The sequence below is a fragment of the Arthrobacter sp. PL16 genome (assembly GCF_035985055.1).
GTDB classification, from domain to species: Bacteria; Actinomycetota; Actinomycetes; order Actinomycetales; family Micrococcaceae; genus Arthrobacter_D; species Arthrobacter_D cheniae.
The window spans coordinates 305,334-327,620 of sequence record NZ_JAXCIC010000005.1 but is presented as its reverse complement, the minus strand read 5'-3'; the positions used below and the strand labels follow the sequence as shown (position 1 = coordinate 327,620).

21 protein-coding genes, 1 tRNA gene and 1 pseudogene are annotated in these 22,287 nt (G+C 66.0%); 6 read left to right on the top strand and 17 right to left on the bottom strand.

Annotation, left to right across the window (positions count from 1 at the left end; all coding sequences use genetic code 11):
- Positions 1–259: 259 nt before the first annotated feature.
- Positions 260–391 (top strand): hypothetical protein, encoded by a 132-nt coding sequence (locus RCH21_RS12485; RefSeq protein WP_326964629.1) that lies wholly within the window; start codon positions 260–262, stop codon positions 389–391.
- Between the two features lie 241 nt (positions 392–632).
- Here the strand turns inward: RCH21_RS12485 and RCH21_RS12480 are convergent.
- The 3 genes and pseudogenes from RCH21_RS12480 to RCH21_RS12470 form a co-directional block, all read right to left on the bottom strand.
- Positions 633–731 (bottom strand): annotated as a pseudogene (locus RCH21_RS12480) (recombinase family protein); the annotation flags it as partial.
- Between the two features lie 1,173 nt (positions 732–1,904).
- Positions 1,905–2,666: an HIRAN domain-containing protein gene (locus RCH21_RS12475; RefSeq protein WP_326964628.1), complete on the bottom strand. Its 762-nt coding sequence runs from the start codon at positions 2,664–2,666 to the stop codon at positions 1,905–1,907.
- 90 nt (positions 2,667–2,756) lie between these two features.
- Positions 2,757–3,188 (bottom strand): hypothetical protein, encoded by a 432-nt coding sequence (locus RCH21_RS12470; protein ID WP_326964627.1) that lies wholly within the window; start codon positions 3,186–3,188, stop codon positions 2,757–2,759.
- Positions 3,189–3,381: 193 nt separating this feature from the next.
- On the opposite strand from RCH21_RS12470, the gene RCH21_RS12465 reads away from it, so the two are divergent.
- On the top strand, positions 3,382–4,059 hold the full coding sequence (locus RCH21_RS12465; protein ID WP_326964626.1) for an HIRAN domain-containing protein: 678 nt from the start codon (positions 3,382–3,384) through the stop codon (positions 4,057–4,059).
- 138 nt (positions 4,060–4,197) lie between these two features.
- Here the strand turns inward: RCH21_RS12465 and RCH21_RS12460 are convergent, their stop codons facing one another.
- The 6 genes from RCH21_RS12460 to RCH21_RS12440 form a co-directional block, all read right to left on the bottom strand.
- Positions 4,198–5,370: a phage major capsid protein gene (locus tag RCH21_RS12460; protein ID WP_326964625.1), complete on the bottom strand. Its 1,173-nt coding sequence runs from the start codon at positions 5,368–5,370 to the stop codon at positions 4,198–4,200.
- Between the two features lie 336 nt (positions 5,371–5,706).
- Positions 5,707–5,907, bottom strand: coding sequence for a hypothetical protein (locus tag RCH21_RS12455; protein WP_326964624.1), 201 nt, complete (start codon positions 5,905–5,907; stop codon positions 5,707–5,709).
- Positions 5,904–6,161, bottom strand: coding sequence for a hypothetical protein (locus RCH21_RS12450; RefSeq protein WP_326964623.1), 258 nt, complete (start codon positions 6,159–6,161; stop codon positions 5,904–5,906). The genes RCH21_RS12455 and RCH21_RS12450 overlap by 4 nt, the downstream gene beginning before the upstream one ends.
- Positions 6,158–6,328 carry a WhiB family transcriptional regulator gene (locus RCH21_RS17195; protein ID WP_442784709.1) on the bottom strand — a complete coding sequence of 57 codons (171 nt, stop codon included), beginning with the start codon at positions 6,326–6,328 and terminating at the stop codon, positions 6,158–6,160. Before RCH21_RS17195 ends, RCH21_RS12450 begins: the two co-directional genes overlap by 4 nt.
- A gap of 94 nt (positions 6,329–6,422) precedes the next feature.
- Complete coding sequence (locus RCH21_RS12445; protein WP_326964622.1) at positions 6,423–7,856, bottom strand: DUF3631 domain-containing protein; 1,434 nt, start codon at positions 7,854–7,856, stop codon at positions 6,423–6,425.
- 358 nt (positions 7,857–8,214) lie between these two features.
- The gene (locus RCH21_RS12440; RefSeq protein ID WP_326964621.1) at positions 8,215–8,385 is read right to left on the bottom strand and encodes a helix-turn-helix domain-containing protein; all 171 of its coding nucleotides are present in this window, start codon (positions 8,383–8,385) and stop codon (positions 8,215–8,217) included.
- Between the two features lie 138 nt (positions 8,386–8,523).
- Between RCH21_RS12440 and RCH21_RS12435 the strand changes: the two genes are divergently transcribed.
- Positions 8,524–9,117 carry a helix-turn-helix domain-containing protein gene (locus RCH21_RS12435; RefSeq protein WP_326964620.1) on the top strand — a complete coding sequence of 198 codons (594 nt, stop codon included), beginning with the start codon at positions 8,524–8,526 and terminating at the stop codon, positions 9,115–9,117.
- Between the two features lies 1 nt (position 9,118).
- Positions 9,119–10,402, top strand: coding sequence for a tyrosine-type recombinase/integrase (locus tag RCH21_RS12430; RefSeq protein ID WP_326964619.1), 1,284 nt, complete (start codon positions 9,119–9,121; stop codon positions 10,400–10,402).
- Between the two features lie 57 nt (positions 10,403–10,459).
- Here the strand turns inward: RCH21_RS12430 and RCH21_RS12425 are convergent.
- From RCH21_RS12425 to RCH21_RS12405, 5 genes are all read right to left on the bottom strand, one after another.
- Positions 10,460–10,532: transfer RNA gene (locus RCH21_RS12425), tRNA-Asn, on the bottom strand.
- Between the two features lie 54 nt (positions 10,533–10,586).
- A complete protein-coding gene (dnaG, locus tag RCH21_RS12420; RefSeq protein WP_326964618.1) occupies positions 10,587–12,569 on the bottom strand; it encodes a DNA primase in 1,983 nt (660 codons plus the stop codon).
- A gap of 43 nt (positions 12,570–12,612) precedes the next feature.
- Positions 12,613–13,896: a deoxyguanosinetriphosphate triphosphohydrolase gene (locus RCH21_RS12415; RefSeq protein WP_120148169.1), complete on the bottom strand. Its 1,284-nt coding sequence runs from the start codon at positions 13,894–13,896 to the stop codon at positions 12,613–12,615.
- A 106-nt stretch (positions 13,897–14,002) separates the two neighbouring features.
- Entirely contained in the window at positions 14,003–15,133 is a 1,131-nt protein-coding gene (gene dusB / locus RCH21_RS12410) for a tRNA dihydrouridine synthase DusB (RefSeq protein WP_235830621.1), read from the bottom strand.
- Between the two features lie 215 nt (positions 15,134–15,348).
- Positions 15,349–16,743 (bottom strand): YibE/F family protein, encoded by a 1,395-nt coding sequence (locus tag RCH21_RS12405; RefSeq protein ID WP_326964617.1) that lies wholly within the window; start codon positions 16,741–16,743, stop codon positions 15,349–15,351.
- A gap of 236 nt (positions 16,744–16,979) precedes the next feature.
- On the opposite strand from RCH21_RS12405, the gene RCH21_RS12400 reads away from it, so the two are divergent.
- Both RCH21_RS12400 and RCH21_RS12395 read left to right on the top strand, forming a co-directional pair.
- Complete coding sequence (locus tag RCH21_RS12400; RefSeq protein ID WP_326964616.1) at positions 16,980–17,714, top strand: alpha/beta hydrolase; 735 nt, start codon at positions 16,980–16,982, stop codon at positions 17,712–17,714.
- A 211-nt stretch (positions 17,715–17,925) separates the two neighbouring features.
- On the top strand, positions 17,926–18,741 hold the full coding sequence (locus tag RCH21_RS12395) for a lysophospholipid acyltransferase family protein (protein ID WP_326964615.1): 816 nt from the start codon (positions 17,926–17,928) through the stop codon (positions 18,739–18,741).
- A gap of 70 nt (positions 18,742–18,811) precedes the next feature.
- Here the strand turns inward: RCH21_RS12395 and RCH21_RS12390 are convergent, their stop codons facing one another.
- The 3 genes from RCH21_RS12390 to RCH21_RS12380 all read right to left on the bottom strand — a co-directional run bounded on the left by RCH21_RS12390 (position 18,812) and on the right by RCH21_RS12380 (position 22,246).
- A complete protein-coding gene (locus RCH21_RS12390) occupies positions 18,812–19,723 on the bottom strand; it encodes a GNAT family N-acetyltransferase (protein WP_326964614.1) in 912 nt (303 codons plus the stop codon).
- Positions 19,723–21,111: a glycine--tRNA ligase gene (locus RCH21_RS12385; protein WP_120148173.1), complete on the bottom strand. Its 1,389-nt coding sequence runs from the start codon at positions 21,109–21,111 to the stop codon at positions 19,723–19,725. Before RCH21_RS12385 ends, RCH21_RS12390 begins: the two co-directional genes overlap by 1 nt.
- A 166-nt stretch (positions 21,112–21,277) precedes the next feature.
- Positions 21,278–22,246: a DMT family transporter gene (locus tag RCH21_RS12380; protein ID WP_326964613.1), complete on the bottom strand. Its 969-nt coding sequence runs from the start codon at positions 22,244–22,246 to the stop codon at positions 21,278–21,280.
- Positions 22,247–22,287 lie beyond the last annotated feature (41 nt).

Here is a 22,287-nt window from a genome sequence, read left to right as displayed (position 1 = left end):
CGGGGGTTACGGCTGGCTTTCGGTCTGAGCCGCGCCGACACGTAGCAGGCATGAAGAATTGCCGCTGGAGGTCGGAGGCTCGGGCATGCTCAGGGGGTAGTGCCGTTAATGATTCGCCCATGCGGGCGGTTGTCAGGGATGGCTGAATGTACATGTTCACCAGCTCCGGCACTTACTTGCTGCGTGGGCCAAGGGAAAGAAGTAGTGGCGACTTCTGCGGGCCATGTCGGCAGCGGTCACTGTTAGCAGAGAAACGCACGTGTCTGACGAGGCTCAGGGAGCAGCCGTGACGATGCAGAACAATTCGATGGAGAACCTGCTGTCAGTTGCGGTGATCGCGGCACTGATCCACCGCTCGTCGCCGAACTGGGCGCACAAGACCGGCACATAGGGAAACTCCGCCGTTGGTGGCGGTGGACGGTCCGGACACTATGTTCACGTGTCCGCGCTGGTTCCGAACAGGGTATGTCGTCGGTGCCGATGCTCAGGTAGCGGTACACGGTGCCGCGGCTGGCTCCAACGATTCTTCCGATGTCGGCAGGCATGAGCCCCTGGGCCTTGAGGTCCCGGGTGCGCCTGACCTTTGCATGGTCATTGGTGATTTCCCGCCTCCCGGCCTTCCTGCCGCTTTTCACAGCCACAGCCAGGCCGGCCCTGGTCCGTTCGGCCAGCTGGTCACGCTCGAGTTGCGCGAAAGCGGACATGACAGTGAGCATGGCCCGACCCATCGGCCCGGTGGAACCAAGACGGCTGCGATCGGTGCGGTCATTAACTCGGACATGAAGGTGTCAGCGCTTGCTGAGGTGTGGCTGGCCGAAGTTGAACAGTCCACTTGGATCCCACAGACCGTAGCGCTGTACCGGTGCAACGTGGCGAACTTCATCCAACCGGGAATCGGTGGTTTAGCCCTCTGTGAAGCTACTACGGGCCAACTGGACAGGTTCCTAAAGGGAGTTGCGGCTCGTACTCCGGGCCAGGCCAAGACGACTAAGACGGTGCTCACACAGATGTTTGCGCTCGCTGCGTGCCATGATGCCGTGCAAGTCAACCCTGTGAGAGACACCCGGTTACCCGAACGGAGACGGGTTCCAGTTCGAGCTCTCACCGTGGTAGCAGCTCAAGGGTTAAGGGCGGGTTTGCGAGAGTACCTGGCGGAGCCAGTGAAGTATGGGCTGGGGCGCCCCCAAGACCTCGCGGATCTCGTCGACGTCGCTTTGGGCACCGGAGCCCGTGTGGGCGAGTTGTTGGCGCTTAGGTGGCAGGACGTGGACCTCGGGGGTCTCCGATAACCGTCACGATCTCGGCTACGGTGATGCGCACGCCGACCGGACTGGTGCACCAGGACACCCTGAGACAGCGGCCGGGCATCGGACTGCGTCACTCCCCCGGTTTGCCGCCGACGTGCTACTCCGCCGAGCAGTGGTCGAGCAACCGCAATTTTGTCTGCGACGGTTACCCAGCAGGTCGTTGTACATCGCGCCCGGTGCTCCGGTCCATGAGGCTTATCCTGCGCGCTCCCGGAGCAGGGAAGTGCGAACGAAAACGCGGGGTAACCGCGGGAAACCATGGGCTTCAGGACGGAAAAGGACGACCCGACTTAGCATCATGCCAAGCCGGGCCGTCCCTCTTTGCTCCTCCGACTGGACTTGAACCAGTAACCCTTCGAAGTAATGCCCAACATTCTCGACAACTCGGGGTACGCCTCGATGCCCCCTCTATCCGCGGCATTGTAGGGATGCAGGGGGTTTGAGCGCGCTCCCTGAATCCTGTTGATTCGTGCACCTTCTCGCTTTCATGTCCCCAAAATGTCCCCTCCGAGCGGGCGGTTGCGGGACTTCGGTGGAGCCAAACCGCCCGCATGGCCCGCCGCCCAGGACTGGACACCCCTCACAGCCCGGCGCGAGCTAATAAATCGTCGCCCCTGCCCAAATCTTCTCTTCATACCTGCGAACCAAAATCATGCACTTGGTATCACCCGATTCAGCAGCCCCGAAAAACTCCGGGTTAGCTTCGCGGTACTGGGCCTGCAAAACGCCTATTTCCTCGCCTTGAAACATGAAAGAAATTGAGCGCTGCCCCTTGTACTTCCCGGACGGTGTCTCCGTCAGAATCATGGACGCCTGAATCTCCCGCTGGGGCATGCCGGCTAGGACTCGTTCTAGCTGATCCTGATACTTGTTCAGTAGCTTCAGGCTCGCCTTAATCGCCGGCTTGTTAACTGCCGCCATTTCTTTGCCGGCATCTCCCAGCGACACGGCAAAGTCGTACACCGTGGGCATTTGAACATTTGTAAACTTTCCGTCGTGCTGTTTCTGCGCAGAAGCTGAAGCAGTGACGATCCGGCCCGTTGTATTCGCTATGTCCACGAGGGGGGCGTACTTTTCAGCCTTGAACGCGCTGAAGTACCCAATCTTGTGGTCCTTGAAAATGACCGCTATGGCGTTCCGGTCGTGGGAATTCTTGGGCTCGCGCCTCAGCTCGACGTTAAAGGTGGATCCAAGGGGGACCCTTTCGGCATCCTTCCGAACGTATTCGGAACCGACGACTGCTGTATCGTCTGTGCCGTCTACATGCAGCAGACCAACACTGGCCTGCTGCCCTCCGGATTGGACCGCTGTGGAAAGCTCGGCTTTTACTCGGTCGGTTAGCTTGCTGAATAGGCCCATTTTCTCGTCCCCCTACCGGCGCGTCACGTACGTCGCCCGCAAGGAGAGCCTACGGCACACTGCCGGGCACCTGCCCACGACGTGCCGGAATTACATCATCGTCATCAGTCCCGCAGCGGCGGTCACAATTGTCCCGGTTCCAATCCACAGCAGGTCGTTCTTCAAAGCCCTGATTTGTTGGCGAAGTTGTGCTAGCTGACTTTCTTCGCTGAGAGGATCACTTGAGAAATCCCCGAGCGTTGCAAGTTTGGCTCCCCCTGCATCGCCGATTCTTCGGTAGTCTGCCCACGCGGCGTCGTGCACCTCCGTCATGCGCTGCACGTCATCGCGTGACCCGCTGAAGTTCAGGGAGGAACGCGGGTCTGCCCGCCAAACCTCCACCACCGTCTGCCGTAGCTTGCGTCGCCGTCCTCCGTCCCTCAGTTCAGCGCGCACAGAGAAGAATCCTTGAACCATCCCCGTCAGAATCATCATTGAACCGGCGAACGCAAGCCCTACGGCCCAGTGTGAAGTTGTCAGCATTAGATGACCATATGTGGCGGAGCATCTAAAGCAGTAAAGGGCGCATCAATTCCCGCTCGCGGCCCCACCCCCCTACCCCGCCGGGGAGAGAGGGCCTCCTAACGGTGATCGGGTTCTTCACTTCAAAGCCCTAGCGATTATTGGGGCCCCCCGTGGGTAGGGGTGGGGGTAAGCCCGCGGCTATAGTCACGGCATGGGGATATGGAACAGGGTTAAGGCGTCGTATCGCGAGGCGAAGGCGGACGCGCTAGAGCAGGCCAATGAGGCGGAGCCAGCTTTCAAGCGCCTAGACGCCGCGGACTTCGATACCCGGCGAGAGCAGAACCCCGCCGTTGCCGCCCACTATGCGGCGGAGAAGAAGCAAGCGGCCGCGGTCGGCCAGACCATCCGCGGATACCGTGCCGGCTACATGCCAGCAGAGGAAGCCAAGGTGCTTCTCCTTGCCGCCGCCCGCATGGAGGGGCACCCCCCGCTTCGCTTGGTCACGTCGACGAATGGCCTGGAGATTTCCACGGAGGACGGCCGACTCCTTGACTACCAGACACCCGCCCTCCGTCACGTCGGACTTTTCGCCTTCAGGGCCAGAGGCACCAGCTTCTACAGCGACCTCGAGCCTGAGTCCCGGTTCCGTACCGGTCAGCGCGTCGGCTTACTTCGAGAGCCGGACAACGAGCACGACCCGCACGCGGTGGCACTTACGACGGGTAGGCCGCCGGTGACTTTCGGCTACGTGAACAAGCAGCGCGCGAAGTGGGTGGCGGAGCTGTTGGACGGCGGCGAAGACCTCGACGCCCTGGTTCTGCAGGCGAAGTCATCCCCTCGCGTCCTCATCGCCACGCGTGGAGCTCTCGCCCATCTTCGGCGGAAGTAGCTCAGAGGGCCGCGGTGGCACCGCTGCAGCGGTGCCACCGTGGGGGCCCACTGCTAAACCCACCATCAATGCTACTTATGAGTCGATGAAGCCAGTCCAAAAATTCATGACCTATCGCACATTGACGCCGTCACGATGCTAGGCAGGGAGGGTTACCGCGACGACGCCCAGCGCCTGATACACGGATACCGAGAACCGGCCTTCGACTCGGGCCTTGACCTGATTCTTCTCGAAGAGCTCACCCGCGTCGCTCCATTTGGTCTCGATGCCCGCCCGGTCCGTATCCAACGCCACGGCCGCGGCGTCCAGGACGACAGCAGCACGGCCGGCGACCGCGTTCGAGAGGACGACGGGCACCGACCAGAGGGTCCGAGCCGCCCGGTCCACAGGTCCGGCCAGGTCAAAGTTGCCCGAAGCATTCCGGGCCGATTCGATCCGTCCCCAGGACGCCGGAGACAGCACCACTACCGACGCCTCATGACCCGTACTTTCGAGCTTGGTAATCGCCGCGCGGATGGTCACGACGTCGTCGGCCCCGGCCGTCTGGACTTGGATGCCGCTCGTCGCCAGGATGCCGGTGAGGTTATCGCCGACCCCGTTGCCGTTGAGGATCGCGGCTTCGACGGCGAGGCCGAGGCCGGCCAGCAGTTCGTCCCCGACGAATCGTTCCAGGCTTCCTACGTCCGCCAAAAGGTACTTATCGACCGGTTCCGACAAATGCGCTAGCACGGCGAGTTCGTTCGGCACCCCGCTAATCGAATAGATCGACGTCGGTTTCGTCGCACCGGCAGGGACGACGGCCGCGTTATTGACTCGTTGGGACTGTCGAAGGAACTTGAACGTTGCCCCGTCATGCTGGATGACCGGCAAGATCTCCAGGAGCGACGCCGGGAACCGCCCCGCCGGCACAATGTCAGTTGTCGGCGTCGCCGTGATGACGTTCCCGGCATCGACCAGACCCTTCCGACCCAGGCCCGTCCCACCGGTCGCCGTCATCTTCGAGGCAATACCGCGGGCCGCGTCACGCCGTCCCGCACCCGTCAAAGCAAGGTGCTTGACCCCGGACCCGCCCATACCGCCGCCGACCTCCGCGACCAGAGCACGAGCCTGAGCTGTAACCTCGTCATCCGTGTCCATCTTCCGCAGCCGTTCGAGGTCGGATTTCGAGGCCGTCATCGCCCGGCCGTAGTCAGCCAGTTCGTCGGCCGTCATGTTCCGGTTCTCGCGTTCGGCTTTCGCCGCGAGCTCCGTCGCCGTCTTCGCGGCAGCGGCAGCAGCCGCCCGGATAAGTTCCCTACGTGGATTCGTCATTTTGGCCCTCCAAGGGCATAAAAGCGCGGACCCCAGGAAGGGGCCGGGCGCGTTGAGTGGAGAGGACCGTGGCGCGTTCAAAACGCGGACAGGAACGGCGGGAAACCAGGAATCGCCCTTACCCCGCTAAGGGCCTCAGGCAATCCGGCCGGCCGGAGCGTCGGCGGAACGGTGAGCGACAGCAGGCGACCAGTCCAGGCAAAAACCCGAACCCGTCACCCTTCGCCGCCCCAATGGTCGACCAGTCCTCAGGAAACTTACGCGGCTACGCGCCTCAAATCCCTTAACCAGCCGCACCCGACCGGGCCGACGATACCGACGATTCTACCGCGCCCGTCACGGCGAGTCCCGCCACGCCCGCTCATCCCAGCCCGCCGAGGAATCGGGGGTAATGCTCACCGCCGACCCCCAATCCAACCTGCCGAAGAGGTCACGGCGGACCGGGACGACGCCGGCGGGCCCCACGCCCGCCAGCCCCGCATCAGCGATGACCGCCACCGCGGCCGCGTCGAGGTCGTCCCCGTCCGGCGTCCTCACGAGCTGCCCGTGACCTCATCGAAGAAAGCCCGCCGGTACCTGTCCAGGATTTCGTCCTCGTGCCCCGGAGCAAGGCGCATGAGCAGGGCAGCGGCCAGGCCGCAGGCCGACCGGGCGAGCCGGACCGGATCCTCCGATTCGGTCAGCATGACCGCCGCGCCCCCGTCCCGCTCGTCGTGAATGATCAACTCGACTATCGCGACGGCCTCTAGAATCGAGGTTCGCTCCGCGTTTTCGTCGTTTTCGATGTTCATTGTTTTGCCTTCCGTTCGCTATCAGTGAGCCCGGCATGTGCGCCGGCACTCTCGGGGTACTCGTGCTGGTACTGCCAGCACTCAGCCAGGGCCGGACATCGACCGCAGGCCAGTGCCGCCGCGTTTTGCTCCGCTGCGGCACCCCGTGTCCAGCCGGGACCGCCCATGCACGGCACGACACCGCCAGCCCGTATGAGGCCGGCGAGCACGTCCAGCAACGCCCGGTGAGCTCCACCGCGCGCCCCGTCCACAGCCCCGAACTCAGCGCCGGCCATCACGGTCCGGGCCAGAGTCAGAGGTTAGAGCCGGCGCGGGCCCCGACGCCGAGACGCGCGCACCGAGACCCCTGTTACCCCTGTTACCGATTCGGGGAGGGACGGAAGGGGGGCCCCCAACCAGCCCCTTACTGAGAATGGAGCCCTCACTATTGAGAATCTCTGTATCTATGTATGTTTCGCTTTGGTCGCGTGGGTGACATTGGCCGCTTTGTCCCCCCTCACCTATCCCAGAAGGGGTAACAGGGGTAACAGGGGTCTCGGGGTGGAGATATCTCTCGAAAGCATCCGCGAAGTCCCTCCGCCGATATCCCTTCGCCGTCCCCGCCTCGGTCCTGATCGTGTTGTTCGTCGGAATCTCATACTTAGTGAGGGTCCGCGCAAGAAATCGGGGGTCGATGGGTTCGCCCCTGATACTTCGCCACGGCGCGTTCTCGAGCCCGTGTAGCTCTTCCAGGAGGTCAGCGGTAGTCATGCGATCCAGATCGCCCAGCACGGCCCGAATGTCGCCAAGCAACTGGATACCCAGAGTCGCCGGCTTCTCCTTTGCCTTCGCCACCATGAAAACAGCAGCAGCTCGTGCGGTAACCGGCCAGTGCCCGCCCGCGGCATCCGCAACACTGAGCAGGGGCTCCCATATATCGGCGTCCCGGTCCTCGATACCCTTCGGAAGGTCCGGCCACGCCTCAGCAACGCCGACACGCACATCGGCCGCGAAGTCAGCCAGCCGGTCACGCAGTTCCGCGGCCGCCGTGCCATTTACGCGCCGGCGGTACGGTTGCACTCGCTGCCCCGGCCGGCGGCGCTTCATCGGTATGACGACGGACCTCGTCATGAGTGTGTCCGGGAGCTGATTCAATCCGGCCAGTGCCACCGCGCAGAACGACGGCCACTCCTCAGTGACGACTTCGCGGCCCCTTACCGCTGCACGCCCGGCTGTCGCCCCTTTCCGATAACCGGAGTTGAGTAGTCCGCGCAAATCTTCGTTGTTGTCGGCCTTTCCGCGACCGAACACAGTGTCAATTTCGTCCATGAGCAGCGTGGGTAAACCGGCCTCGTCGCTGATTTTCCGGAAGATGTAGGCGACCGAAGCATTCACGGAAAGGACCGGGCGCGGCACGAGGGCCTCGGTCAGTTCCAGGCAGCGGCTTTTCCCGCTGCCGGGCTCCGGCGACAGGAACGCGAGGCGCGGCGAGTTCTCGAACGCCTCGATGAGATGCGCGTGGACGATCCACAGCGCGTGGGCCGTCGCGGTCTCCGGCGACGGATAGGCAATGAACCGTTCAAGGAACTGCTGCACATCGTCCAGCAGTTCAGCACGAGCCGCCCACCCGCTTGTCTCAGCATCAGGAACAGCGGTAACAGGGGGACACCTCGGGACCCAACCCGGATCCGTTGTCGACTCGGCTCGATAGCTCATAGCCTCCCACCTACGCGCCGGGCAAGTCCCAGCCGTGCCCGGAGCTCCCACGGCCGCCAGCCCGCCCTTTCAAGCCGCTCGGTTTCCGCCGACAACTCGCGGCGGTTGAGCCCAAATACGGCGTGAGCCAACCGAACGCAACCGGGGTCTGGGTCCAGTGGATCACGACGGCCGTCTTCCAACGGCGGGCAACGAGACGACGCCAGCCGGCGGTGCGCTAATCCTGCACTCACATCCAGGGTCACGTCCCCCGCCGCCGCCGCCGCTCGCCGGCCTTGGAGGCCTTGCTGCGCGGGCATGGGGAGCGGTCTTTTGCACGCGACGCGCCTATAGCCGGTTCCCGGATCCGCCTCCCCGCTCATCTGGCACCCATTAGGTGCTCGGTTTCGTATGCCTCAACATCTGCAAGTCGATAGCGGACCGCGCCGCCAATTTTGACGTATGCGGGCCCTCTACCTTCGTATCGCCATTGCCCAAGAGTCCTCGCGGGCTTCTTCCACCGATCTGCGAGATCTGTAGGCGTCAGCATGCCCGCCACTCCTTGTTCTGTCTGCATCTGCAATCCCTCCGTGCTGTTGCAAGCTGCAACAACACGATGTAACTACATCGATGCGGTCAGATACAACCCTATGTTGCAAGTAACAACGTGAGTATGTAGCCTGACGCCATGAGTAAACGAAAGAGCACAGATGCCGATCACGTACGCCTCCCTTGGGAAGCTGCCTTCGCAAAATCCCTGGCTCGCGCGCGGATGCTAGTACCGATGTCGCAAAGCGAACTTGCGCGCCGTGCAACTGAAGCCGGCCTGCCGCTCTTTCAACAGCAAATCCAGCGCATCGAAAACTTGACCCGTCCGGTCAGTCTTAATGAGGCGGTGCTGCTGGCCCAGATATTGCACGGAGACCCGTGGGATATGGCAGCTCAAATGGTTGACGACGATACCGCGCATGAACTCCTGAGGGCCGCTCAACGGTCCGCGGAAGAGGCCGCCCTGCGAACAATCCGCACCATCCGCGATGAGTACTACCGCTTCGACGCGGCGTTGATCGAAGCGAAGCTACGGCTCGACCAATTCGCCACCTACCGGCAGGAGCGGTGGCCTGAGGCACTTGCCCGGGATGACATGAGGCTTTTCGAGTGGAGCCACGAGCGATTGGAGCGAACTGGCGCGATTGTATTCAGCGCGCTAGAGCCACTTTTAACAGAAGACGACGACGAGCCCCAGCTAGCACAAATGCCCTCCGTCGCAGAGGACGAATGACGTGGCACGCGCATGGATTGAGGACGGTTGGCGAACTACAGACAAGAAGCCGTCACCACAGGACGGAGTCGGTTCCCGGTGGCGCGTCTATTGGTGGGAGGACTGTGCAGCGGACGCGATTGGACGGACGAAGCGCCGACGTTCCAAACGGTTCAAGCGCAAGCCTGAGGCCGAACAGTTCGCCGCGAAACTAGACAACGACCTGCGCGCCGGTACCTATCGGCCACCAGAGCACGCCGAAATTCTACTGACCGAAATCGCTACGGAATGGCTGAATACCCGCCTGGACATCAAGCCGGGCACCGCACGGCAGTACGAGCGCACGTTGAACGCCTATGTGCTTCCGCAATGGTCCACCCGGAGGATCGGCACGATCACCAAGCCCCAGGTCGCCGAATGGGTCTCCGCACTCAGTACCGGCATCGCACCCGCCGCCTACAAGGTGCGCGGTGTGATTCCGCCAGCCTACGAGGTCAAGGAAAGGATGAACGGGCCGCTCAGCCCTGCCACGGTTGACCAGATTCACACGGTTCTTTCCGCCGTGCTCGGCTGGGCGGTGGAGACAGACCGAATCACCCGCAACCCGGCTGCCGGCGTACGCCTGCCGCGCGTTACACCGCAGGAACACGTCTACCTGTCCCACAAGCAGGTAGAAGCCCTCGCAACCGCCGCACACGGCGTCAGCGGCAACGAAACCGACCGAGTCCTAGTCCACTTTCTTGCTTATACCGGCCTGCGGATCAATGAGGCACTGGCGCTCCGAACCTCGTCTCTGAATCTTTTGACGTCTCGGGCTCAAGTCGTGGAAACCTGGACGCTCGATCGAGCGGGCAAAAAAGTCCTTGGCCCGCCAAAGAACCACGAAAAGCGAACCGTCCCAATGCCCCGATTCCTAACGCAAGAACTGATGGAACTCACCACTGGCAACCCGCGCGAGTCCTTCGTGTTCCGGAGCAGCCAGGGCGGAGCGCTCAACGACCACAACTGGCGCAGTCGGGTCTTCAACCTCGCCGTCAACGATGCCGACCTCGAAGCGGCGAGCCTGACTCCGCACAAGCTCCGTCACACCGCAGCCAGCGCAGCAATCGCTGCCGGCGCGGACGTGAAAGTCGTGCAGCAGATGCTGGGGCACAAGGACGCCACGGAGACACTGAACACCTACGGACACCTGTGGCCGGACCGTCTGGACGAGGTATCGACGGCCCTTGAGTTGGCCCGTAACGCAGCACTGGAACAGTCTGCACCCTTTACTCATGTCTCCATAATGTCCCCAGCAGCCTCTTAGGCCGGGAAACGAGAAAGCCCCTAGCCTACGTTTCCGCAGGTCAGGGGCTTCCGCTTGCTCCTCCGACTGGACTTGAACCAGTAACCCTTCGATTAACAGTCGAATGCTCTGCCAATTGAGCTACGGAGGAATGCGCAGACACAACTTTACATAGGTTCCGGAGCTAAGTGAAATTGGCTGTGGCTCAGTCCTCGCGGAGCAGCCGACGCTGCATCTCCAGCTCCATCAGGTCGCGTTGGAGCTGGTTGTAGAGCGCCGGATCAGCGGCCGGATCCATGCGCTGGAGTTGCCCGAGCTTCTCCGCCTTCTGCTGCGTGATCCTCAGCTCGGTGAGGCGGTTCAGGATGTCCCTGCCGTACACCACCATCGCGTCGGTGTCCTTCGCCGGCAGTGGTCGGACGGCCAGCTCGCTGACCAGGGGACGGAGGACGTCCGGGACGCCCTCTCGCACCGACTCCACCCACCGCGACAGCTCGGTGCCCGCCGCTCCGGCCGCGATCACGGCTGAGTGCAGCGCCTCGTAGACGGGGATGCTGAAGCGGGACGTCGAGAAGCTCTCCCATTGGATCGCGGTGAGGATGGTGGGCTGCTGCAGCACGACCTCGAGAGCCTCTCGCTCCATGCGCGCGATCGGATCGCGGGGATCCGGGCGCTCGTAGTACGGCTCCTCCGGTGAACCGCCGCCGGGTTCCCCCTGGCCCACCGGAGCGCCTGCCTGCTGGCCCTGCTGGCTCGAGGGAGCCTGCCCGCCCTGCCGGCCCTGCCGATCCTGCTGGCCCTGCTGGCCCTGCTGCCGGTTCCCGGAGGTCGAGGCACCCATGTCCCGGCGGACCGCCGATGCTACGGCGCGTGCCACCTGGTCCTCCCCGACGTACTGCATGCCCAGCCAGCGGGACAGCTCGCGGGTGTAGGTGGACCGGAGCGAGACGTCCCGGATGTGGGCGACGATCGGCGCCGCGTGACGCAGTGCCTTGACCTGCCCCTCCCCCGAGGAGAGGTCGAAGTTGTCGAAGGAGGCCTTGATGGCGAACTCGAACAGCGGACGGCGGTCGGCGATGAGCGACCGGACGGCGTCGTCCCCCCGGGTCTGCCGCAGCTCGCACGGATCGGCACCGGACGCCTCCACGGCGACATAGGTCTGCGCGTTGAAGCGCTGGTCCTCCTCGAACGCGCGGAGGGCTGCCTTCTGGCCCGCGGCATCACCGTCGAACGTGAAGATCACCTCGCCGCCGGTACCGTCATCGGACAGGAGCCTGCGCGCGATCTTGATGTGGTCGGTCCCGAACGCCGTTCCGCAGGTCGCGACGGCGGTGCCGACACCCGCCAGATGGCACGCCATGACATCGGTGTACCCCTCGACGACGACGAGCTGGCGGTTCTTCGCGATCTCCCGCTTGGCGAGGTCGATGCCGTACAGCACCTGGGACTTCTTGTAGAGGGAGGTCTCGGGTGTGTTGAGGTATTTCGGCCCCTGGTCGTCCTCGTAGAGCTTCCGCGCCCCGAAACCCACAGTGTCTCCGGTGATGTCGCGGATCGGCCAGATGAGCCGTCCGCGGAAGCGGTCGTAGAACCGACCCGCAGTGCTGGAGGACTCGCTGAACATGCCCGTCAGCCTCAGCTCGTCGAGCGTGAACCCCCGACCCGTCAGGTGGGTCAGCAGCGTGTCCCAGCCCTGGGGCGCATAGCCGACCCCGAAGTGCGCTGCGGCGTCCCGGTCGAAGCCACGCTCCTGCAGGAACTGACGGGCCGTCGCGGCTCCCTGCGTGAGGAGCTGGTCGCGGAAGAACTCGGCCGCGATCTTGTGGGCGTCCAGGAGGCGCTGCCGCTTCCCCACGTCCTCGCGGCGGGGACCGGTGCCGCCGTCCTCGTAGTGCAGCTCGAAACCGATACGCGCCGCGAGCTTCTCCACGGTCTCGCTGAAGGAGGTATGGTCCTGCTTCTGCACGAAGGAGATGACGTCGCCGCCTTCACCGCACCCAAAGCAGTGGTAGGAGCCCATCTGCGGGCGCACATGGAACGATGGCGACCGTTCGTCGTGGAAAGGGCAGAGTCCCTTCCACGAACCGATTCCCGCCGACTTCAGCGTCACGTACGCCTCGACGACTTCCTTGATATCCGTTCGCTCGCGAACCTCATCGATGTCTTCGCGTTTGATGAGTCCGGCCATGGAACCCAGTTTATGCCTGCCCCACCGACACTCGGACCCGCTCCTACCAGAGCGCGGGAACGGGCCCGACGATCCGCTCGTGGAGGCTGAGCGCGGACACGTCCGTGAGTGACGCCACCTGGTCGACGACCACGCGCAGGCGGGCGTCGTCGTCCGGGGCCTCACGCCAGTCGGCAGCGAACATCGGCTCGAGGTAGCGGTCGCCGTCGGCCTGGATCTGCGCTACGAGGGAGGCGAGGATTTCACGCTGCCGCTCGTAGAGGGGCTGGCGGTGGTCCGTCGTCATCACGTACGTGGTGGCGAGTCCCTTCATGACGGCGATCTCCATGATGGTCTCCTCGGGCACCACCATCTCCGCGTTGTAGCGCGTCAGCGGGTCCGGTCCGTAGATGGAGCGCGTCGACTGCATGGCACTGAGGCAGAAACGGCCGATGAGCTGGCTCGTCATGTTCTTGAGAGCCGCCATGGACCGCCGCGTCCCGTCCGCCTCCCGGACCCACACCGGTGTCTTCTCGAGGCGGACCAGGGCGGCGTCGACGGCGGCCGGGTCGCTCCCCGGGAGGTACCACTGCTGCGTGTAGCCCACCACGCGGGCGCGGGCGTCGGCGCTGTCCATCCATTTCAGCTGCAGGTGCCCGGCGACGATCGCGTCCTCGACGTCGTGCACCGAGTACGAGATGTCATCGGCGAGGTCCATGACCTGTGCCTCGAGGCACGACCGGCCCTCCGGGGCGCCGTCGCGCAGCCAGTCGAAGACGGGGCGATCGTCGTCGTACGCGCCGAACTTCGTGGTGCGCTGGCCGCTGATGACGGGGGCCGACGCCGCGGTCCAGGGGTACTTGCACGCGGCATCGAGGCTCGCGCGGGTGAGGTTGAGGCCGGCCGGACCACCGTCTGCTGCCAGGACCTTGGGCTCGAGCCGGGTGAGGAGGCGGAGCGTCTGGGCATTGCCCTCGAAACCCCCGATGCCGTGCGCGATGTCGTGGAGCGCGGTTTCTCCGTTGTGGCCGAAAGGCGGGTGCCCGAGATCGTGCGCCAGGCAGGCCGTATCGACGATGTCCGGATCGCAGCCGAGGGTCCGGCCGAGCTCCCGGCCCACCTGCGCCACCTCGAGCGAGTGGGTGAGGCGCGTGCGGACGAAGTCGTCCGTGTCAGGCGCTACGACCTGTGTTTTCGCACCGAGACGGCGAAGCGCGGAGGAGTGCAGCACGCGGGCGCGGTCCCGCTCGAAGTCGGTGCGGTGGGAGCTCTTCGGCGGTTCCTCGACCCATCGCTCGGTGTCCGCGGCGCTGTACCCGGTGGTGGCGGACAGTTCGGGGAAGCTCATGATGCCTTTCTAGCGGAGTGAGGCAGGTGAACCCGGCCGGTACCGGCTCCTGTGGAGGAGAGCTGAAGCGGGCTGGGCAGCGCCCGGACCTGGTCCGTTGCGGTGGTCAGCCGCCGGATACGTCCACCTCGGCAGCGGCGATGTCCGCCTGCTGCGCCTCGTTGAGGACACGACCGTCCAGCCAGTGCTCGGGGAGGGCGGTCTTCTTCGGCGAGCCCGCGCGGCCACGCGGACCCTCGGCGTCCTGGCCCGGATACGGCGAGTCCTTGTCGAGTTCGTCGAGGAGTCCGCGCAGCACCTCGAGGGTCGGGACCGTGGCCAGCTTGGCGCGCAGTTCGCCACCGACGACATAGCCCTTGAAGTACCAGGCCATGTGCTTGCGGATGTCGCGCAGCCCCATCATCTCGCTGCCGAACGTCTCGACGAGGAGTTCCGCGTGCCGGTAGACCGTCTCGGCGACCTGGCCGAGGCCGGGCTGGTACCTCGTCGGGCTGCCTTCGAACGCATTCATGAGGTCGCCGAAGAGCCAGGGGCGCCCCTGGCAGCCACGACCGATGACGACGCCGTCGACCCCCGTCTGTCGCACCATGCGCACGGCGTCCTCGGCGCTCCAGATATCTCCGTTGCCGAGAACGGGGATGTCCGGGAGGGCCTCCCGGAGTTCGGCGATGGCGTTCCAGTCTGCCTTGCCCGAGTAGAACTGTGACGCGGTCCGCCCATGGAGCGCGACGGCGGCGACCCCGCTGTCCCGGGCGATCTTGCCGGCCTCGCGGAAGGTGAGGTGGTCCTCGTCGATGCCCTTGCGCATCTTGATGGTCAGGGGAACGTTCCCCCTCGAGGCCTCGCGCACGGCGGTCTGGACGATGCCCGTGAAGAGGTCGAGCTTCCAGGGCAGGGCAGCTCCCCCACCCTTGCGGGTGACCTTGGGCACCGGGCAGCCGAAGTTCAGGTCGATGTGGTCCGCGCGGTCCTCCTCGATGAGCAGGCGCACCGCGGCACCGACGGTCCTGGGGTCGACGCCGTACAGCTGTACGGAGCGGACCTTCTCGTCGCCGTCGTGCGAGATGATGCGCATCGACTCGGGGCTGCGCTCCACGAGCGCGCGGGAGGTGACCATCTCCGATACGTACAGCCCGCCGCCGTACTCACGGCACAGCCTGCGGAAGGCCTTGTTGGTGATGCCGGCCATCGGCGCCAGGATCACGGGCGTGTTCACGGTGATGTTGCCGAGCGTCAGCGGCGGGAGGTCGAGCCTGAGGGCGCTGTCCCCCTGTGCGGGCGGGGCGGCATGGGCGTCCCCGGCAGTTCCGTCGCCGGGAGCACCGATTGGGGCAGGGAGGGTCGATACTGCAGTCACCCCTCCATTGTCGCAAGAGCGAGCAAATCCGGGGGTATCGCCTGCTGCCGGCCTGAGCTTCCGCTTCGCGGCCGCAGCCTTGCGCCAGGCGCTCGTCACGCGTCCTCCCCCTCGGCGCGCCGGGCACGCCGATCCCCGAGGGCGACGAGCCGCTGACCGGGTGCGAGGGTCCCCGCTCCCTCGGAGGCCAGGACAGCCGGCGTCGCTCCGTCGTCCGGCTGGTGGGCGTGCGTGGTGCCGACGTGTCCTCCGCCCGTGGTCCTCGGTCCGACGGCCTTGACCACCAGTACCGCGATCAGCGTGGTGAGCGGTATGGCCAGCACGAGGCCGATCGACCCGACCAGTGTCCGCACCACCTCCTCTGCGAGCTCACCGCTGGTGAGGGTCTCGATCAGGGCGCGGTCGTAGAGGGAGACGAGGATCAGCACCGGCAGGGCGGCTCCGGCATAGGCGAACGCGATGGTGTAGACCGTCGACGCGATGTGGTCGCGGCCGATCCTCATCGCGGACGCGAAGAGCCGCCTCCCCGATGTGTTGGGCGCGAGCTCGTACAGTTCCCAGACCGACGATGACTGCGTGATGGTCACGTCGTTGAGGACGCCGAGGCCGGAGATGATGAGGCCGCACAGGATGATCGAGGAGATGGACAGCTCGTCCGAGGCATTCACGAGCGCGTAGGCATTCTCGTCCCCCACACCCGTCAGGTGCGCGGTGTCGGTCGCCCACGCTGCGAGGACCGCCGTCACGCCGAGCCCGAACACCGTTCCGAGCAGCGCCGTGGACGTCCGCGCGGAGAAGCCGTGCGCGAAGTAGAGGACGCCGTACATGATCACCACGGAACCCACGAGACCGAGGAGCAGCGGCGGTGCGCCCTCCACGAGACCGGGCAGGATGAACTGTGCCAGGATCACCAGTGCACCCACGAGGCCGATCATGGCGCGCAGACCGCGCCAGCGCGCTACGGCGATGACGACGACGGCGTACACGACCGCCAGCGCGACGATGGGGACGGACCTCACGAAGTCCACGAAGACGTACGGCGCCGCCCCGCCCTGGATGACATTGGCGAGGTTGAGGTAGCGGATCTCGTCGCCGGGCTCGACGGCGTTCGTCTTCGCGAGTTCGGGGGTGACCTCCACGGCGATCACCTCACCACCGAGCGCAGGCTGTGTGTAGGCGATGGTGCAGGTCAGCGCCGTGCCGCCGGCGTCGACGGTGGGTTGCGAGGACGGGCAGTCCGCTTCGCCGACCTCCCGCACGGTGCCGCGATCGAAGCTGACGCCGTCCGCCGTCGCGTAGGGGTTGGCGACCGCGAGGGAACTGCGGTCCCCGCTCGGCCAGAGCAGCACCATGGCGATGAGGGTCACCACGCCGAGGGGCACGAGGATGGCCGAGAGCAGGAGGGTTGCCCGGCGCCGCGTGGCAATCGCTGATGCGGACGGCCCCGAACTCCCGGTAGCGCTCGTGACGTGCAGGTGGCTGTGGCCCACGGATTTCCTCCGGGTGGTCGGTATCGGCTGGTCGATGCGTCATGGTTGCGCAAGGGCCGGGACGGCGTGACCGCGCTCCGGGCACCTCACGGATTGTACGCAGGACACCGGGTCGGCCCGTGTATTGAGCCATCAGGACCAGGCCGACTCGGCGGGCACCGCACGAACTGCAACCATCATCAGGACGGAGCATCATCAGGATGAAGCAGGCCCGTCGGGGCGGAAAGGGACGATTCGTGGCAGCATCTGCAGGACTCCCCGCGAGGGACAGGGAACCCGTCATCAGCATCAGCGGGGCGACCTCCGGTGTGCACGGCATCGCCCTCGTCCTGCATGGCGGACGGGCGACCAGCTTCGACGCCGTGCAGCCCCATCATCTGAGCCCGCTGCGCATGCGACCCTTCGCCGCACGCCTCGCCGCGGACGGCGGGGAGCACGGCCTCGCGGTCTGGACGCTCCGCAACAGGGTGCGTGGGTGGAACGGGGCGGACCAGTCCGCACTGCAGGACGCGCGGTGGGCCCTCGCGCGCATCGCCGCGGAGCATCCGGGGCTCCCTGTCTATCTCCTCGGCCACTCCATGGGCGGGCGGACCGCGCTCGCCGCCGCCGGTTCCATCCAGGTCCGCGCCGTCGCGGCCCTCGCACCGTGGCTCGAGCCGTCGAGTCCGGTGGAGTCGGTCCGGGGGCGCAGCATCCTCATTATGCACGGGGACACGGACCGCTGGACCAGTCCGACGGCGTCGCTCGCCTTCGCGCGCCGTGCACAGCGCGTCGCGCGGGACGTCCACTACGTGCGCATGCTCGGGGCGGGCCACTTCATGGTGCGCACCCTGCCCGTCTGGCACGGCATGAGCACCTCCTTCCTCCTCCGCCACTTCGCTGCTGACACCGGTGCGGCCGTCGATCCCGGCGTGATCGACCGCTCGGCGTCGCTGTACCGTGCCGCCGACCCGCTCGGAGTAACAGCCTGATCCGGCGGCGCGGTGCTGGTGCACCGGAGGGCGGCGCGACGGGCGCGCACAGCAACCTCCAGGTCCGCCATCAGGTGCCAGGCGCGTGCCAGCGGGACGGGAAACTCCTGACCGGGAGGCGTAGGTCGAGCCGCGCGGGGTACAAAGGGTATATGGAGAGCAGAAGCGGGTTCTTCCCGCTCCCACCGCAGGCCGGAAGAGAGCGTTGAGCATGGGATGGAAGCCGCGGCAGAGCGACCGCATGTACCGCTTCGTGGTGTACGCGGGCAAGGCAGTCTTCGCAGCTCTCCGCCTGCCGGTCGAGGTCACCGGCACGGAGAACCTGCCCGCGTCGGACCCGCTGAACGGCCGCTCACGACGCGCGGTGCCGGGCCACGGTGCGGTGGTCGCGATCACCCACTTCGGGTACCTCGACTTCGCGTTCGCGGAGCTGGTCCTCTGGAACCACGCGCGCATCCAGGCCAGGTACATGATCTCGAAGCGGGCGGCGGACAACCGGTTCGTCAGCCCGTTCGTCTTCGGACTCGGTCACGTCGTCACGGACCGCTCGGCCGGTGCGGCGGCGTACGACGACGCCCTGGCGAAGCTGCGCGCCGGTGAGTACGTCGCGATCCTGCCGGAAGCGGGAGTGTCCCGCAGCTACACCGTCCGCACGCTCAAGACCGGGGCGGTCCGGCTGGCAGCAGAGGCCGGCGTACCGGTGATCCCGATCAGCGTCTGGGGCGCGCACCGGCTGCTGACCCGGGGCCACGGATTCTCCATCAAGCGCGCCTGGAAGGCACCGGTCCGGCTCCACATCAACCCGGCGATCCACCACTCCCCCGGCCTCGATGTGACCGAGGAGACAGAAAAGCTTCGGCGGGAACTGCAGGACGGCATCGAGGTGTGCATCGCCGATTTCCCCGTGACACCGGAACCCGGCGCGTGGTGGATGCCGGCGCACTTCGGCGGCGGCGCGATGACCGACGCCGAGCGCGACGCCGCGGACGTCGCCGACAGGAACGCGGGGCGGTACAGCCGGGGCTGACAGGCCACCGGAATGCACAGGGCCACCCGTTCCTTCCGGAAGGGGCGGCCCTGTGGGTATCCGGCGACGGTCAGTCGGTCGCGACGACGAGCGTCTCCGGTCCTGCGAGGTACGCGGCACCGGTCGCCAGCAGGGGCTCGACGACGGCGACGAGCGCCTCCATCGAGTCATCCACCTCGAGCTGGACCGGGAACTGGTGCACGAGCATCGCGATCATCGTGGCGACGGCCGCCTGCTGCTCCCGTGGTGCGAGCGAGGTGTCATAGCCCACCAGGACATCGGCCGGGTCATCGGTGCGGGCCTGCGTGTAGCTGACGGCGAAGGCTGCGATGGCACCGCCGTCGGCCTTCGGCCGGTCGCGCAGGACGATCGCCCCGCCGGCACCGCTCGCATCACCGAGGAACAGCTGCTGGGCACGTCCCAGGCTGATGTCCGCACGGTCCCAGGCATGGACGGACCCGTAGAACGCTGCGAGCGCGCGCGTCAGTTCCACGGAGCCGGTGGCGGACTCCTCGAGCTGCGGACCCGACGCGTCGTCGAAGGCCGGCGCGGCGATGGCACCCGGCTGCACGACGACGAGCCGCGAGCGCTGAAGCACCCCGAAACCGGTGGCCTCGGCAAACGCGGCCCCCGTGGACCCGGGCGTCACTTTCGACCGCAGGGCGGTGATGCCCGACGGCGAGGCAGCGGCCTCGTGCTGGAGCATCGTGAGGAGAGTCGAACCGACGCCCGCGCGCCGATGGTCCTCCGCGACCTCGATGTAGCACCAGAGCCGGTCCGGATGGAGCGCAGCGCCGTAGACGCAGCCGGCCGCGACCGGGATGCCCTGGTCCACCACCGTGATGCAGCGGTTCCAGGGACTGTCGGACGGCATCCGGAAGGATCCACGGAACTGCTCCGACGCAGCCGACTCCGGTCCACCCCAGAGCTGGATGAGCTCGAGGTCGTCACCCTCCTGCCAGGCGCGGTATTCGAGGGCCATCAGGCTCCGATCAGGCGCGCGGCGAGGTATCCCTGCACCTGGTCCAGGGATACGCGCTCCTGCGCCATGCTGTCCCGCTCGCGGATGGTCACGGCCTGGTCCTCGAGCGTGTCGAAGTCCACCGTGATGCAGAACGGGGTACCGATCTCGTCCTGGCGGCGGTAGCGCCGGCCGATGGCCCCGGCGTCGTCGAACTCGATGTTCCAGCCCGTGCGAAGTTGTGCAGCGAGGTCCTTCGCCTTCGGTGAGAGATCCTCGTTGCGGCTCAGCGGCAGCACCGCCGCCTTGACGGGGGCGAGCCGCGGGTCGAGCTTGAGCACTGTGCGCTTGTCCACGCCGCCCTTGGCGTTCGGGGCCTCGTCCTCGGTGTAAGCGTCGACGAGGAACGCCATGAAGGAACGGGTCAGACCGGCTGCGGGTTCGATCACGTACGGGGTGTAGCGCTCGTTGGTGGCCTGGTTGAAGTAGCCGAGGTCGGTGCCCGAGTGCTTGGAGTGCGTGCTGAGGTCGAAGTCGGTGCGGTTGGCCACGCCTTCGAGCTCGCCCCACTCCGAACCCTGGAATCCGAAGCGGTACTCGATATCCGTGGTGCCCTTGGAATAGTGGCTCAGCTTCTCGAGGGGGTGCTCGAAGAGGCGCAGGTTGTCCGGGTCGATGCCGAGGCCCGTGTACCAGGCGAAGCGCTGGTCGATCCAGTACTTGTGCCATTCCTCGTCGGTGCCGGGCTCGACGAAGAATTCCATCTCCATCTGCTCGAACTCGCGGGTGCGGAAGATGAAGTTGCCCGGCGTGATCTCGTTGCGGAAGCTCTTGCCGATCTGGCCGATACCGAACGGCGGCTTCTTCCGCGCCGTCGTCAGGACGTTGTTGAAGTTCACGAAGATGCCCTGCGCGGTCTCGGGCCGCAGGTAGTGCATACCCTCCTCCGAAGCCACCGGGCCGAGGAAGGTCTTGAGCAGTCCCGAGAACTCCTGCGGCTCGGTCCACTGGCCCTTGGTGCCGCAGTTGGCGCAGGTAACGTCCTTCAGGCCGTTCTCCGGCGCGCGGCCCTTCTTCTCCTCGTACTCCTCCTCGAGGTGGTCGGCGCGGTACCGCTTGTGGCAGGAGAGGCATTCGACCAGAGGATCGCTGAACACGTCGACGTGCCCGGAGGCCTCCCAGACCTGGCGGGGCAGGATCACGGCGGAATCGAGCCCGACGACGTCCTCGCGGCCGCGGACCATGGTCTGCCACCACTGCCGCTTGATGTTCTCCTTCAATTCGGCCCCGAGGGGTCCGTAATCCCAGGCCGAGCGGGAACCGCCGTAGATCTCCCCCGACTGGAAGACGAAGCCGCGCCGCTTGGCGAGCGAGATGATCGGGTCGAGTGCTGACTTGGCTGCTGCCATGGGATTCTTCTCCAGTTCTGTGCAGGCCGCTGGGTGCGGTCAGCAGGTGGGGGTCGCGTGGAACAGGGCCCGTCAGGACCCCCGGAGGGGCCGACGAGTACCCGGCAAGCCTACCGGTTCGGCTGGAACGGCACCGGGGCAGGTGCTCGCCGTCCTGCGGGGCGACCTACTGCCGGGGCCGCATCTGCCGGGGCCACGGCAGGGTGGTGAGGATGATGGCGCCGAGGGTCAACAGGGTCCCGGCGACCGTCGCGAAGACCACGCTTGTACCGGGAGCCGGGACGACGAGGTCGAGCAGGAGGGAGCCGACGAGTTGGCCGCCGATCATGCAGAGCCCCGTGAGCAGCACTCCGAGGCTCCGCACGAGGAGTGCGCCGAGCGCGATGAAGATGCAGCCCATGGGTCCGCCGAGGTAGTACCACCAGTCCGACGGCAGCGGGTTGCCGGGTCCGGCGATCGCGAGCTTGATCAGCCAGGCCGCCAGCAGGACCACGGTCCCGGCGATGAAGTTCATGAGGGTCGCGGCGAGCGGCGTGCCGTAGTGCAGGGACGCCGTGCCGTTCATGGCCTGCTGGAAGCTCAGCAGGACACCTCCGGCGACGGGCAGCAGGACGGGCAGGAGCCAGGCCGATGCCTCCCCCGCGGCACCGAACCTGGGCGAGACGGCCCAGACGACGGACAGGACCGTCAGGACGACGCCGATCACCCGCATGGCGGTCACCGCGCGCTTTCCCCCCGGGCCGATGCCCGCCCGGTCCACGAGGAGCCCGCTGAGGGACTGGCCCATCACGGCGGCCACCGTGAACAGGGCGACGCCGATGAGACCGATGGTCAGCGACTGCGCGAACACGAAGAACGCGCCGATCGCGCCGGCCGCCACGTAGTAGGGCGGGAAGCGGCGCTCGCGCACGGAGGGGATGATCTGGAGCGCACCGGCCCGCGCACCCGGCAACGCCAGCGTGATGGCGATCATCACGATCAGGCCCGTACTGAAGCTGATCAGGGCGGCGGCGATGCCGTCCTCGAGCACGGTACCCAGCGCGCCGTTGATCCTGCCCTGGACGGGGATGGCGAGACCTGCCCCGAGGGCAAGGGGGAAACCGACAGCTGGGGACAACGCGGGCGCATCAGACACCCGTACAGCCTAGTTCGGGCCCATCCGGCATGATGGAACGC